At 59.0% G+C, this 13,895-nt stretch carries 13 protein-coding genes; 2 read left to right on the top strand and 11 right to left on the bottom strand.

Annotated elements, in window-relative coordinates:
• Positions 1 to 26: 26 nt before the first annotated feature.
• The 5 genes from dxs to ABIQ96_RS20800 are packed head-to-tail and all read right to left on the bottom strand — an operon-like array spanning position 27 to position 6,677.
• The gene (gene dxs, locus ABIQ96_RS20780; protein ID WP_348216558.1) at positions 27 to 1,919 is read right to left on the bottom strand and encodes a 1-deoxy-D-xylulose-5-phosphate synthase; all 1,893 of its coding nucleotides are present in this window, start codon (positions 1,917 to 1,919) and stop codon (positions 27 to 29) included.
• Positions 1,900 to 2,238, bottom strand: coding sequence for an exodeoxyribonuclease VII small subunit (gene xseB, locus ABIQ96_RS20785; RefSeq protein WP_348216559.1), 339 nt, complete (start codon positions 2,236 to 2,238; stop codon positions 1,900 to 1,902). The genes dxs and xseB overlap by 20 nt, the downstream gene beginning before the upstream one ends.
• 2 nt (positions 2,239 to 2,240) lie before the next feature.
• Positions 2,241 to 4,088 carry a hypothetical protein gene (locus ABIQ96_RS20790; protein ID WP_348216560.1) on the bottom strand — a complete coding sequence of 616 codons (1,848 nt, stop codon included), beginning with the start codon at positions 4,086 to 4,088 and terminating at the stop codon, positions 2,241 to 2,243.
• 31 nt (positions 4,089 to 4,119) lie between these two features.
• On the bottom strand, positions 4,120 to 5,487 hold the full coding sequence (locus tag ABIQ96_RS20795; RefSeq protein WP_348216561.1) for a sigma-54 dependent transcriptional regulator: 1,368 nt from the start codon (positions 5,485 to 5,487) through the stop codon (positions 4,120 to 4,122).
• Between the two features lie 11 nt (positions 5,488 to 5,498).
• Positions 5,499 to 6,677 carry an ATP-binding protein gene (locus ABIQ96_RS20800; protein WP_348216562.1) on the bottom strand — a complete coding sequence of 393 codons (1,179 nt, stop codon included), beginning with the start codon at positions 6,675 to 6,677 and terminating at the stop codon, positions 5,499 to 5,501.
• 43 nt (positions 6,678 to 6,720) lie between these two features.
• On the opposite strand from ABIQ96_RS20800, the gene cutA reads away from it, so the two are divergent.
• Both cutA and ABIQ96_RS20810 read left to right on the top strand, forming a co-directional pair.
• Positions 6,721 to 7,044, top strand: a complete 324-nt coding sequence (cutA, locus tag ABIQ96_RS20805; RefSeq protein ID WP_348216563.1) for a divalent-cation tolerance protein CutA — start codon at positions 6,721 to 6,723, stop codon at positions 7,042 to 7,044.
• Between the two features lie 90 nt (positions 7,045 to 7,134).
• Positions 7,135 to 7,503: an ASCH domain-containing protein gene (locus ABIQ96_RS20810; protein ID WP_348216564.1), complete on the top strand. Its 369-nt coding sequence runs from the start codon at positions 7,135 to 7,137 to the stop codon at positions 7,501 to 7,503.
• Positions 7,504 to 7,528: 25 nt separating this feature from the next.
• Here ABIQ96_RS20810 and ABIQ96_RS20815 read toward each other — a convergent pair whose 3' ends face one another.
• The 6 genes from ABIQ96_RS20815 to ABIQ96_RS20840 all read right to left on the bottom strand — a co-directional run bounded on the left by ABIQ96_RS20815 (position 7,529) and on the right by ABIQ96_RS20840 (position 13,757).
• Positions 7,529 to 7,888: a rhodanese-like domain-containing protein gene (locus tag ABIQ96_RS20815; protein WP_348216565.1), complete on the bottom strand. Its 360-nt coding sequence runs from the start codon at positions 7,886 to 7,888 to the stop codon at positions 7,529 to 7,531.
• A 91-nt stretch (positions 7,889 to 7,979) separates the two neighbouring features.
• Positions 7,980 to 8,606: a L,D-transpeptidase family protein gene (locus ABIQ96_RS20820; protein ID WP_348216566.1), complete on the bottom strand. Its 627-nt coding sequence runs from the start codon at positions 8,604 to 8,606 to the stop codon at positions 7,980 to 7,982.
• A 111-nt stretch (positions 8,607 to 8,717) separates the two neighbouring features.
• Positions 8,718 to 9,149: a type II toxin-antitoxin system VapC family toxin gene (locus tag ABIQ96_RS20825; protein ID WP_348216567.1), complete on the bottom strand. Its 432-nt coding sequence runs from the start codon at positions 9,147 to 9,149 to the stop codon at positions 8,718 to 8,720.
• On the bottom strand, positions 9,146 to 9,406 hold the full coding sequence (locus ABIQ96_RS20830; protein WP_348216568.1) for a type II toxin-antitoxin system Phd/YefM family antitoxin: 261 nt from the start codon (positions 9,404 to 9,406) through the stop codon (positions 9,146 to 9,148). Before ABIQ96_RS20830 ends, ABIQ96_RS20825 begins: the two co-directional genes overlap by 4 nt.
• A 58-nt stretch (positions 9,407 to 9,464) precedes the next feature.
• Positions 9,465 to 9,815, bottom strand: coding sequence for a dihydroneopterin aldolase (locus tag ABIQ96_RS20835; RefSeq protein ID WP_348216569.1), 351 nt, complete (start codon positions 9,813 to 9,815; stop codon positions 9,465 to 9,467).
• 273 nt (positions 9,816 to 10,088) lie between these two features.
• Positions 10,089 to 13,757: an autotransporter-associated beta strand repeat-containing protein gene (locus ABIQ96_RS20840; protein ID WP_348216570.1), complete on the bottom strand. Its 3,669-nt coding sequence runs from the start codon at positions 13,755 to 13,757 to the stop codon at positions 10,089 to 10,091.
• Positions 13,758 to 13,895 lie beyond the last annotated feature (138 nt).

Here is a 13,895-nt window from a genome sequence, read left to right on the forward strand (position 1 = left end):
TTGCCCGCCCTATCAAGCCGTGGCAGTTAGGAGAAATACTTCAGCACTTTTTCCGCGGCGTTCTCCGCGGTCAGCCCGTGGAGCTCGCGAAGGGTCTCAGGCTTGCCGTGTTCGATAAACGCATCCGGCCAGCCGATCCGCTCGACGTGGGTGTGGATGCCGGCGTCATGAAGGTTTTCAATCACCGCCGCGCCAAAGCCGTTGAAGAGAACGTGATCCTCGAAGGTGCAGACGACCTTGCACTTCGCGCCGTAGGTTTGGATGACGTCGGCGTCGAGTGGCTTGATGAAACGGGGGTTGATCAGCGCCACGGAGAGGCCCTTGGCTTCAAGGATCAACTTGGTGCGCTCGGCCATTTCGAACATCGTGCCGAGACCGATGAGCGCGACATCCGTGCCGTCGGCAACGACTTCCGCCTTGCCGATTTCCAACCGCTCGGGAACCGCCTTGACCGGAGTGCCCTTGATCACGCCGCGCGGGTAGCGGATGGCGGACGGGCCTTCGTCGTAAAGCGCCATGGTGTGAAGCATGTCGACGAACTCGTCCTCATCCTTCGGCTGCATGTGGATGATGCCCGGGATGTGGCGCAGGTAGCCGATGTCGAACAGCCCGTGGTGCGTCGGGCCGTCGTCACCCGAAAGGCCGCCGCGGTCCATGCATAATCTAACTGGCAGGCCTTGGAGCGCCATGTCATGGATGATCATGTCGTAGGCGCGCTGCATGAACGTCGAGTAGATCGCGAGAAACGGGCGGAAGCCCTCGGTTGCCAGCCCGCAGGCGAACAACGCGGCATGTTCTTCGGCGATGCCCACGTCGAAATAACGGTCCGGCAGTTCCTTCTTGAAAATCTCCAGCTTCGTCCCGCCGGGCATGGCCGCGGTGATGGCGACGATCTTCGGGTCCTTCTTCGCAAAATCAGTAACCGCCCTGCCGAAGAGATCCGAGCAAGTCGGTGTCGCGGTGGCGTCGGTGGAACCATCCTCGATCTTGTAGGTGCCGAGCCCGTGGAATTTCCCGGGATTGTCGAGCGCTGGCTGATAGCCGCGGCCTTTTTCGGTGATGATGTGGAGTACGACCGGCTCGTGCAGCGTCTTCAGGTGCTCAAAGGTCCGCACTAACAGCGGGAGGTCGTGGCCGTCGATCGGGCCGAAATAACGCATGCCGAATTTCTCGAATAACACGTTTTGGAACAACAGGTTCTTCGCGCCTTCCTCGACCCGGTGGGCCAGCGTGCGCGCGGCTTTTCCAGCGATCTTCTCGACGAACTCGGCGGCCTGCCTGCGCACCGCGGCGTAGGTCGAGTGGGTCTGGAGCGCGTTGAAATAACGGGCGATGGCACCGACATTCTTGTCGATCGACCATTCGTTGTCGTTGAGAACGACGATGAATTTCTTGGTCGTTTCCGCGATGTTGTTGAGAGCTTCGAGAGTGGGGCCACAGGTGAATGCCGCATCGCCGGCGACCGCCACGATGTGGTTGTCACCCCCGGAGAGATCGCGGGCGGCGGCCATGCCGAGCGCGGCTGATAGAGCGGTGCCGGCGTGGCCCGCGCCATAGCTGTCGTGTTCGGATTCGGAGCGGAGGAGAAACCCATTGAGCCCCTTGTAAGTCCGGATCGTATCGATGCGGTCGGCGCGACCGGTAAGCATTTTGTGGACGTAGCCCTGATGGGAAACGTCGAAAACAAACTTGTCTTTCGGTGTGGAGAAGACGCGGTGCAGAGCCACGGTCAACTCGACGACGCCGAGGTTCGGGCCGAGATGTCCGCCGGTCTTTGATAGACAATCGATCAGCGTGTACCGGACTTCCGCCGCCAGTTTCGGCAGTTCTTCATCGGTGAGCTTCTTGACATCGCCGGGCGAATGAATCGTGGAAAGCAACGGGCCAAGGGTGGGTGGCTTAGAAGAGGCGGATGTCATTATCGTCGTCGTCAGGATCGTCCGGGGAGTCGTCCGGTGTGGGGAGTCCGGGACTTTCCGCCGATTTCGCGTCCGCATCCAGCGCAATTTCGTTCTGGTTGCGCAAGGTGATGAGTTCGATGCGCCCGCGGGCCGACTGGAGGATGGACTCGCAGCGTGTCAAATAGGTGGAACCTTTCTCGTAGTGCGCCACAAGTTCCTCAAGTGTGAGATGCTCGTGTTCCATGGCCTCGACGATGGCTTCGAGCCCGGCGAGGGCATCCTCGAAGGACGGTGGGGCGGTGTCTCCGCCTTCAACATCGGTTTTGCGGCGTGCCATGGTTATTTGCTCTGTTGCTTCTGCACCTTCGGGATCAAGTGATCGCTGTAGTAAACCATGTCCGGAGGAACCAGCCAGTTGATGTACGGGTAGCGTTTTGCGATACCCTCGATGTGCTGGTCCTTGTCATAAATGGTCACGCCTTCCTTCCAAACTCCGCCGGGTCTGAGAGGCCAGGTGGCGGCGACTACCCGGCCATTCAGCACCAGCGACGTGAAGTCCTGATAATTCGCGGCAACCTCCATCACTGGTCCGGATCCATGGGAAGACGGTGAAATCAGAATTCCCGCCACCGGCGTCTGGAGATCCGCGGCGATGGATTCGATTTTCTCAAAGCCTTCCCGTTTCGGCGGCAGCCAGACGCTCACCCGGTCCGCATACCAAGCGACGGCCCACGGCTGGTCCGAGATCACGATTTGCTTCTCCTTCACCCAGCCCTTGAGGCCGGATTCCATACTGTTGAGCACCGGTGCGAAATAAGGTGGCCAGTGGGGACTGCCGCCGTGGTCGCGATTGTCCAAGCCGGTCATGACTTTCCGAGGAAGCGAAAGGGCCAGCGGCAGCGCGCAGATCGCGATCACTACCATCAGATGCACATTTCTCAAAATTGGATTCGCCGCGACCACATCGAGTCGGCTCCAGAGGATCGAGATGAAGGCGATGCCGTAGGCCGTCATGATCGGCGCGAAGAGCAGGTGGAGCTGGTTAGGGTCCAGCGGGTCTTTGGAAATCCCGAAAAACGCCATCCCCAGCGCTGCGAAAATCCACATCAGCAAGATCGCCCAGCGGAAGTTGGCGATGGATGCCCGCTTGAACGGGTGCAGCAGCGAGATGAAAAACAACGGTGCCACCACAATGCCGCCAAGGAACGGAATGATGTCAGTGGCCTGCAGCAGCGTGGTCCGGAGGATTTTGGAAATGAGTCCGTTGAGGATCAGCGGCTGTGTTTCCAAATCGGTGGTTCTCATGACAGCGGCTTCCGAACCGTTGCCCAGACCATTGTAAAGCGTAAGGAAAGCCGTCCCGAAAGGTGATCCAGAGTGCGCGTTATTCCGCATCATCACGAAAATGGCGGGGACCATGATCAGCGCGAGAATGGAAATCCCCACGATGCCACGCGGACGGAACATGATCGCCGCGAAAATGATATAACCCAGCGCGATCCACACCGTCATCCAGTGGGTCAGCGCCAACAACGTGAAGAACACCCCGGCAATGATCGCCGGCGTCATCGCGATGCGCCCTTCGGTGGCGGCTTCGACCGCCCGGTAGACGAAATAAATCGCGCACGAAAATAGCAGCAACATCAGCATCTGCGGCAGTCCGCTCATGGAATAATTCCAGAACGTTTCGCAAAACAGCATCAGGATCGCGCATGCACCGGCGATCTTCGCGTCGAAAATCCGCGACACCAACAGGTAGTTCACGCCGATGGCCATCAGGAAAAACAACGTCGAAACCGTCGCGATCACCCGGTCGAGCGGGAACACCATTTCATTCGCGTTCATTTGCCAGACGTTGGAATCGTCCGCACCGATCAGCTTGAGAACCGCGGCATTAAGCAGCGGGTTGAGAGGGGAGTGATAGGTGTCCTCGAACAGGAAAAACGAAGGCGAGCTGTTCGCCGTCTTCTGCGCCTGATAGTAGGCGACAGGGCGGATCATCTTGGTGGTGAATCCATTCCCCCGGGCGATTTCCCGCGAAATCTGCGCCTGATCCATCGCTTGTGGCGAATTAAGCCCTTGGAAAAGGACGAACAGATTCCCGAGAGTCAGGATGATCAGGATGAGAAAAAACAAGCTGCGGCGGATGATGATACCGGTGTCGAGCTGTGAGGCGGTGATACTCATGAAAAATGGGGATGAAGGCAGGCGGAGAAATTCAAAGACCGAGATCCTTCAACTTGCGCTGGAGGGTTCTGCGGCTGACACCAAGAAGGTCCGCAGCGTGAGTTCGGTTTCCACCGGCGATGGAAAGGGCTGCCCGGATCGTATTGGTTTCGAGCGCATGCAAGTTGAATTCAGCCGGGGCATCAAGGGCGATTTTCCCGAGCACCGGGGAGTCGCCGCTGGCAATGGCTTGAAAATACAGGAATTGCGGGAGGTGGCGGGCTTCGATGACGGAATCGTTGCTCATCACCACGCCGTGTTCGATGGCGGTCCGCAGCTCGCGGACGTTGCCGGGCCAGTTGTATTTCACCAGCAACTCCATCGCCTCGTCGGTCAGCGGCTTCAGCGGACGGTCGTTTTCCTTGGCGAATTCCTGAAGAAAGCTGTTCGCCAGCAGCACGATGTCCTCCCGCCGCGTGCGCAAGGGAGGCATCTCGATTTTCACGACGTTGAGACGGAAATAGAGATCCTCGCGAAAGGTCCCCCTGGCCACCAGCTCCTTGAGATTCTTGTTGGTCGCCGCGACCACGCGCACATCGACCTTGATTGGCGAGTTCGAGCCGACGCGCTCCAAGGTCCGCTCCGACAAAACCCGCAACAGCTTCACTTGTGTCGCCGCGTCGATCTCGCCGATCTCATCCAGGAAAAGCGTCCCGCCGTCCGCCTGCTCGAAGCGGCCGATCCGCCGTTGCGCCGCTCCTGTGAAGGCACCCTTTTCATGCCCGAACAACTCGCTCTCCAACAACTGCGGGGAAAGCGCCGCGCAATGCACGATCACCATCTTCGCCGCCGGCCTGCCTGATAGGTGGTGCAGCGTGTGCGCCACCACTTCCTTGCCGGTTCCTGACTCGCCTTCGATCAGGATCGTCGCCCGCGTTGGCGCGACCTGTTGGATCAATTCGGAAACCTTGCGGATCGCCGGCGATTTACCGATTAGTTTGTCCAGTTTGTGGTTCTTTTTAACCTGTTGGACGAGCTCCTTGTTTTCGGTTTCCAGGTTGCGGTTGCGCAGCGCGCGCTTGAGCAACATTTCCACCTCGTCGATGTTCAACGGCTTCGTTACGAAATGCCACGCGCCCCGCCGCATCGCCTCCACCGCCGTGTCCACCGATCCATAAGCCGTCATCATGATCGCCACCGGCGGCTCGGGCATCGCCAGCGCGGCGTCCAACAGATCCATCCCCGAATCGCCGCCTAACCGAAGATCGGTGAGAAGAAGCTGGATGCGCTCTGTCTTCAAAATCGCCAGCGCCTCGCTTGTCCCCGCCGCGGTGTAGACCTCGAACTCGTCTTCCAGCGCGCTGCGGAGTCCCTCGCGGGTGGCGCGTTCGTCTTCCACGATGAGCAATGTCGGTAACATGATTTTGAAAATTATAAATCGATCACCGGATCGGTCTCCGGCGCGGCTAACAACCTCACCGGCCGGTCGGCGTGCGGCAGATGGATCAGCACCCGCGTCCCCTGGTTTTCCTCGCTCTCGATGGCGATCTCCCCGCCGTGTTCACGGATGATCCGCCGCACGATGAGCAGTCCGAGTCCGGAACCTGATGATTTAGTCGTGCGATACGGTTCGAAAATCGCACCCATGTGCTCGGGGGAAATGCCGGTGCCGTTGTCCTCGATGGAAATGATGTATTCGAAGTCGCTCACCCGTGTCCGGATCGTGATGCGTCCTTTTTCGCAGGGAATCGCCTGATAGGCATTGCGGATTAGGTTGTAGAAAACCTGTTGGAACTGCCCCGGATCGATCATCGCCAACGGCATCGATTCCGCGAGATCGAGCTGCACGGCGATCTGTCGCGATGCGAGCTCCGGTTCCAGCAGCTTCAGCGTTTCATTCAAAATCACATGCAGGTCCTTTCGTTCGCGGTGTGGCGTGGTCGGCCGGACGGCGTGCAGGAATTGTTTCAAAATCTGATCCAACCGCTGGATCTCCTCGCGCGCCGTCGAAAGATTTTCCTCAAGCGGCTTGCGATCACCCGGCGGCAGCTTCTTCAGCTTGCGGCCTAACAATTGAAGGTGGATATCGAGAGAGTTGAGCGGATTCCCGATCTCATGGGCGACTCCGGCGGCGAGCAGGGTCAGCGCGTTGAGGCGTTCCGACTCCAGCGTCTCCTCCGCCTCGGCCCGGGTCGTCGTCAGGTCGCGAACCAGCATCACATAACCAAGCGGCGCGCCCGGATCATCCGCATCATCGATGGGTGCCAGATAGAAATTCAGGAAGCGGTTTTCCGGATAGAAAACCTCCAGATCGCGGCTCACCGTCCGCCCCGGTTTGCCCAGCGATTCCCAATCCAGACCGCGGATCTGGGTGGAAATTTCCTCGCCGGGCGCCTGCTCCGGATCAAGCCCGAAAAACTGGCAGGCCGCGTGATTCAGGAAACCGATCACACCGTTGGGATCGAGAATGATCACGCCCTCATGCAGCGCTTCGAAGACTTTTTCCAGGAATCCCTTCTCGCGGATCAGCCGCGTCACGATCTGCTGCACGTCGCCCGGCACCACCCGGTCGAGCCGCGCCACCAGCTTTTCGAGAAAGCCGGATTTCACCTTATGTTTGCCAGATTTAGGTTTCCGGTGTTCAGGAAGAGCCATGAGCGACGTTTTAGTGATCCTATGCACCTTCCCCGATTCCGGTCAGGCGCGACAAATTGGCACGGTCCTCGTGGAAAAGCAACTCGCCGCGTGCGTGAATCTCATACCCGCCGTCGAATCGATCTATCGCTGGCAGGGAAACGTCGAAACCGCCAATGAAGTTCTCGCAATTTTCAAAACCACCTCCGCCGTCTTTCCCGCCTTCGAGAAAACCCTCACGGAACTCCACCCTTATGAAGTCCCGGAAATCATCGCCCTCACCCCCACCCAAGTCTCCGACCCGTATCGCGAGTGGATCCTCGGTAATTCGGGTTTGCGATAGTGGTTGCTGCGTCTCGCAGCAAACCGTCGTCGGAGTATCCGAAGTATCTCCGGTGAGCCGTCGGATGGTCCGAAAACGTTAGACAGAAATATGAAACCACATCTCGCTTTGTCAGTTCTTGCCCCAGCAGGGGAATTAATCCGATCCGGAAGAAAGACTCTTGAGATTCGCCAATGGTGCCCCGAGTCGATTCCTTTGCGCGATCTCGTCATCGTTCAGAATAAAAATCGATTGAGTCGCGATGGAGTCACGGATGACCCCGATGGCGAAGTCATGGCAATCGTCGATGTGGAGTCCGTGGAAGAATGGAACGAAAATGAAATGAATGAGGCTTGTGCCTCATGCTGGGAACCCGGTTGGATGGCTTGGCGATTGAGCAGTGTGCGTCCAGTCCATTTGGACGGCCGGTTCCCTGCCCGATTGAGGATTTACTCGATTGATTTGCCATCCTGGCCCTGATCAGTGAGAGTGGAAACCGGGCCGCTTAATACCGCGCCATCTCCGGATCGACCCGCTCCGCCCATTCTTCGATCCCGCCGCTCATCGAAAACGCGTTTTCCACGCCGATGGAGCGCAGGAAATTCGTCGCTCGCAATGAGCGCACGCCGTGGTGGCAGTAAACGACGACTCCGCGTTCGTTGCGGGCTAGCAGCTTCTCCCGGAGTGCTGAAAATAGTCCTAACGGATACCACTCGTTGCCGGCGATCTGGCAGATCGCCAGCTCGTCCTCTTCCCGGCAATCGATCAGCCGCGGGCGTTGGTCGGCTGGCAGTTTCACCCATTCAGCCACCGCTTCAGGACTGATTTCCAGGGTCGCCGAGGCGTCTGGTAATTGCGAACTCATGGGTGAACTGGAGGGCGGAATTTACTCCGCGCGGTTGGCTGCCGGATGATCGCGCGGAATAAATTCCGCGCTCCAATTTGGCCAGACGCACTCACTCGATGATGACGGGCGTGCCGACCTGGACGTTGTCAAAGAAATGCTCCGACATGTGATGCGGCATCCGGATGCAGCCGTGCGACGCCGCGTAGCCTGGAAGGTAGCCGGTGTGCATCCCGATTCCGGGCATGACCTGCATGAAATTCGGCATCGGTGCGTTGTAGAAAGTCTCGTTCGACTTCGGTTTGTCCACCCGGATGTCCACGTTGTCATTGGTGGTCATCCCGGTGCTGTTGTCCTTGAACACGCCGTAAACCGAGGATTTGTGATCCTTGTCTTTCGCGATGATCTTGTATTTCCCGGGAGGTGTCCCGTGGTCTTCCTTGCCGCTGGAGATTCGGGAAATCCCTACCAGCACGCCACCTTTGTAGAAAAACGCCTTCTGCTGCTCGCGGTTGATCTTGATCAACGGACTGCCCTGTGCGCTGTCGCCGTCCCAGTAAGACACGTCATCCGGGATTGCCGGGGCGGGATGTCCCGCACCGCTCGAAGTCTGCTGGTGGATGGAACCGCCGACACCCGTCAGGTAATCGGAATGCCCCGGACCACCCGTGCCGCAGGAACTCAGCACCATCGCTGCCAAGCCCGCCAGCGGCAGATTGTTAAGAAAAGTTGATTTCATTTGCGGCGCAGGCTGTACCAGATCGTCGGCCAGGTCAAGCCGACACCCGGAAATTGGAGATCTCCGGACCTTGGAAAGAGCGGACTGAAGTCCCCGACTCCGTTTTTGGCGTCACCCCAAGCCTGGCATGATCACCGCGTAGCCCAGTTCCCGTGCGGCTTTGGCTTGGCGGTCATCATGCGTCATCAGCCGCTTGATTCCCATTTCCGACATCGCGGCCAGATGAATGCGGTCGAGCGAGCGGCAGTGGATTTGAGACGAGTCGTTTTGGGCGAGGGCGACGCTGAAAACGGAAGCGGGCAAGTCTCTTTGTTGAAAGGGGATCTGGCCGATGATTTCCATCAGTTTGTCGCGAAGCCGCATGGCATGCGTCCGGCTCACTTTTCCTCCGAGCAGGAGGCCTCTGAGCTGCACGCGTGCCTCCATTTCGGTAAGCGTGGACACGATCACCGAGTTTTCCAGAGATATCGCCGTCCTCGTTGCCTCCGTCTGAAGGTCCTGCACGGCGAGTTTGAGCAAACTGCTGGTATCGATGTAAATCATAGCAGCTTGCGATCCTCTCGGTCCTCAAGCAACGGGGTCAGGCTGTCGAAATGGACACCTTCTCCCCACACTTCATTCATCCATCGGCGGTGCTCCTCCGGATCAAATCGCTTCCTCGGTGTCTCCTCCTCGACGATCGGCAGCAGCCGCGCCACCGGCTTGCCATCGCGGGTGATCAGGATTTCCGGCTCGGTCGCCAGCGCCTTTTCCGCATCCGGCCAATGTTGGCGGAGGTCACGGATGGTGATCGTTTTCATGACCCCTGTTTCACATGTTTCACGCCAGGTGTCAAGGTGGGGGCTTGACGCTTTGCCATCACCGGCTCCGTTCGATATGCACCGCGACGCATTCGGTGTTCGGCAGGATGTGTTTCTCGATGGAAATGGCGACGTGTTGCAGCGGGTGATTTCCTAGCAAATGACCGGCGATATCGGTGGCGAGGGTCTCGATTAGGCGGCGCGGCCGGGCGGCGGCGAGGGCTTCGATTTCGAGCGAAACCTGATAGTAGTCAATGGTGCGGGAGATTTCATCGGCGAGGCCGTCGAAGTTTTGGGAAGGGGTCATCCTGATGGAGACTAACAAAGTCTGGGGCACGGCGCGTTCTTCGTCAGGCACGCCGATGAGGGTGGTGACGCGGAGGCGGCGGATCTCGATGGTGTCAGGCATAAGGTTCCGGATCACCGCCATTTTTTCCCGGAGCGATGTTGCCCGGGGAAATGGCGGCGGCTGGTGTTTTGCACAAACATCAACCGCCCGCCAGCCCGGATTTTCAACCGGGCGCGAAGGATGCCGGATCAAGAACGGCGACCAGCGCGATTTGGCGAAGACGCGGGCGGCGTCATCCGGTGGATCGAGCACGGAAAGGTCGAGGCTGCCGGAGGTCCGCCTCAGAACCGGGCGGACCGCGACGGATCCCCCGGTGGATGATGCTGCGGGTGTTCACTCCGGGGTGACCACCAGACGGACGAAGGATTTTCCGTCACCCGAGAGCGTGTATTTCAGCGTGCTGTTGGTGTTAGTGGTGAGGTTGCCGATAGGAACGTCGGACCAGTTGGCGAGGTTGGTGGATGTCTGCACGACGAACTGGGTGCCGTAGGCGCTGGCGGGGATGTTGCCGCCATTGGGCCAGGTGATGCTGTAGCTGCCGCCGATGTTTACGAGTGCGGGAGAGGCCGTGAACGCGGAGATGGAGTTCATGAAATATTCGACGCCGTTTCTAACCCCATCGGAGTCGGAGTCGAGATTTGAAGCTTCTCCTCCCGCGTTGGTGGTGGCCCAGCCGTTATAGCCGGCAGGCGCGACGACGCTCACTACGCCCGATCCCGTGAAGTGTGTGTCATCGATGTGGGTTGCTCCCGATCCGGTGGCACCCCATGTTCCGGTGGCCTGCTGCACAGCGCCGAAGAAGAGGTAAGCCACCACTTCTGTTCCGGTGACTTCCACCACGCCGCCATTGATGACCAGCTTTCCTGCGTTTGGAAGGGCGTCGCCATCCACGGATAGAATTCCGCCCGCGACGGTTGTGTCACCTCCATAGGTGTTGGTTCCAGTTAGAATCTGGGTGCCGCCTCCATTCTTAACAATCGAAACGTTGGCACCTCCTCCGATGGTCCCCGAGTAAGTGTAGGGGCCGCTGAAGGATTCGAAGTTGATCGTGAGGACCGCAGCGCCTGGAGAGCTGATCACGCTGCCATTTCCAGAGAGACCGCCGAGCGACGATGCGATGCCATTGATATCCCAGATGGAGTTATCCTGAATGTCGAGATGTCCGGTGTTCGTGATGCCGGAAACGAGACTGTTTCCTCCCAGGAGTGTGAGGGTTGCCAAGGAGGTTCCATTGATCTTGGGCTGGTTGACCGTGGGGACATGAGCGTTTCCGGCACCGATCATATCCGCGTTGTTACCCACGGTGATTCCTCCCGCAGTGGTGTCGAACGTCGCGCCCGCTCCATTGACCTGAAGCAGATTGTTGTAATCGAACACGGTGATACCCATAAAGTTTCCGGACCGCAGGGTGCCGCCGTTGATGTTGATCGAGATGGCGAGGGTGTTAGCGAATATGTCCCCAGTACTTTCCAGAACCCCGCCATTCAGGTTCAGGGTTCTGAATTCGCTCAAGCCGTTAGCAGAAATGCCGCTGGTCAAATAGGTTCCTTTGTTGATCGTAAATGTGGTTCCGAAGCTGTTGTAGGTGATGGGGCCGCCGCCGGTGTTGGAGCCGTCGTCGATGGTCACGGTGGCAGGGGCGGTGAAGTTGAGCGGTCCGGTGAAGTCATTGGTGCCGGTTAGACTGAGGATGCCGCTTCCCGCGCTGATGGCGATGCCGGTGGGGCCGGTGATGTTGGCGGACACCCGCACGGTGCCGCTCGGGTTGGTGACGTTGAAGGCGGTGGGCATGATCGTGCCGTTCAGGAGTACGTCGAAGGTTGGGGCTCCCGCTCCGATGGTGATGGCGTTCGTAGTCTGGGTGGTGCCGCCGAGATCCAGTGCGCCGCCACCCAGGGTGATGCCGCTGCTGCCGCTCAAGGTGGCCGCGCCGCCGAGTACGAGGGTGCCTCCGTTGATAGCAGTGGTACCGGTGTAGGATGTGCTGCCGTTGATTGTCAGAAGCCCGTCGCCGGACTTGCTGAGGTTACCGGAGCCCAAGTCCAGAGCGGAGGAAATGGTTGCGTCGAGGCCGGTGTTGGTGGCGGTCAGTCCGGTCGCGTTGAGCGTGCCGTTGACGATGTTGGCGTCGCCGTTGATAGCCAGTGCGTTGACGGTGCTGCTGGTGCCTCCCAGATTCAAGGTGCCGCTGGTGATGGAAAGGGCGCTGCCTGCGGCACCTAAGGTTCCCGCGCCGCTCAAGGTGACGGTGCCGCCGGAGATGTTGGTCCCGCCGGTGTAGGTGTTGGTGGTGGAGATGGTGACATTCGCCGAGCCGTCCTTGTTGACAATAGTTCCCCCGGCGATGCCGAAGGCACCGTTGATAATGTAGTTCTTCGAGCTGTTGGCGAAGTTGACCACAGCCGGACTCACATTGGCTGCGGAGATGGTCACTGTTGTGTTCGTAGGACTGTCGTCGAAGCGGACAACGTCGCCTTGGATGTAATCGGTCTTGATGCCTCCTGTGAGGAGCTTCCAATTGCCGTTCGTGCCAGTGGTTCCCACCACCCAATTGCTGTTATCGAGCCCGGCCCACTTCGGACTGTCTCCGCCGATCAGGAGTCCGATGGTGGAGCCGTTGAGCACGAGCGAGGCACTCTGGCGGCTGGTCAGGCCGGTGATCGTGCCTTTGGTGAAATTGGAAATGGAACCGCCGAAACTTCCAGTGCTGACGAGATTGTAAGTGGAGCCGCCGTTCCAAAAGGCATTGGAGGCGTTGATGGTGACCGAACCATTGGCCGGGGTGGTGGAAAGCGCTCCAGAAACGATGATTCCGGAGGTGCTGGTGTCACCGTCGTCGGTGACGGTGATGGCGGCCGCGCCGTTGAAGGCAAGACTGCCAAGAGTGATCGCGGCGGAGTTTCCGTTGCCGTTGGCGATGATGCCGGTGCCGTTGCCCACCGTGACCGCGCCGAGCGTGCCGGTGCCGGCGACGGTGCCGTTGGTCAGCGTGATGTTGCGGGTCGAGGCTGTGGTGCTGGTGTGCAGATACTTGGCTCCCGAGCCGTTGACGTTGACGCTGCTGGAGGATTCGATCGAACCGGTGCCGCCGACGTTGAGCGTGCCTCCGTTGATGGTGGTGGCGGCTGTGTAGGTGTTGGCGCCGGAAAGGATCAGGGTGCCAGCGGTTTGCTGCATGACTCCAGCCCCGGAGATGACGCCCGAGATGGTCTGGTTGGCCGAACTCTCGTAAGAGAAAGTGGCGTTGTTGGCGATGGTGCCGGAATATGAACCGGCCGCACCGATGGATCCGGCTGCGGTGACACGCAGCGTTCCGCCGTTGAGAGTCAGGGCAGGGGTGGTTGCGAGGTTGTTGCTGGCGGTGAAATTCACCGTGCCCGCGCCATTCTTGATCACCGTGACGTTCGTTTGACCTTGGGTGGCATCAATCCGGAAGGGCGCGTTGAACAGCCAATTTCCCGAACCATCAAGGGTTACGGTTTTGGCCGCGCCGCCGCCCGCCCGCCAGAGAATGTCGGCGGCGAAGGTGGCGGTGTTGCTGCTGTTGTTGGTATAGGTCTGGGCATTCGAGGCACCGCGGTAGACGAGAATGGTGGATTCCAGCCCGTCGCCAAAGGAGAATGCGCCCGCGCCGCTGTTGATGGTGATGTTACCAACGCCCCATTGAAGGCCGGGGGCTCCGGTGATCCCGTCAAGAGTCAGATTGTTATTACCCGTATACAGGACGTGCAAACCGTCCGTGGCCCCGAAGCTGGGCCCGATATTGGTGTTCCAAGTCAGGGTTCCCAAGGCGGTCGTGTTATCAAAGGTGGCGACGTCTCCGCTTGCGAACGTGGCGGAGGCGGAGCTCCAGTTGGCACCAGAGCTCAGACTGGTGGCGGTTCCCCCGACTCCGCCGGTCCAAGTTGCGCTCGCCGCATGGGCGGATGGAAGTGCGAGGCCGATGAGGGCGGGAGCGAGGCAGACGGTCAGGAACTGGAGGTTGGATTGTCTAAGTTTCATGGGGTTTTTTGGGATGGGAATTTTTACAGGAGAGAGGCGGAACGATGGGATTTTTGGATTTTTGACGATTGAAACTGTGGAAAACTGATTTTTTGACCTGAGGATGACAAGGAGAAAATTAAACGATTAATTAAAATG

It is taken from the genome of Luteolibacter sp. (genome assembly GCF_039920825.1).
In the GTDB taxonomy this organism is placed as follows: Bacteria; Verrucomicrobiota; Verrucomicrobiia; order Verrucomicrobiales; family Akkermansiaceae; genus Luteolibacter.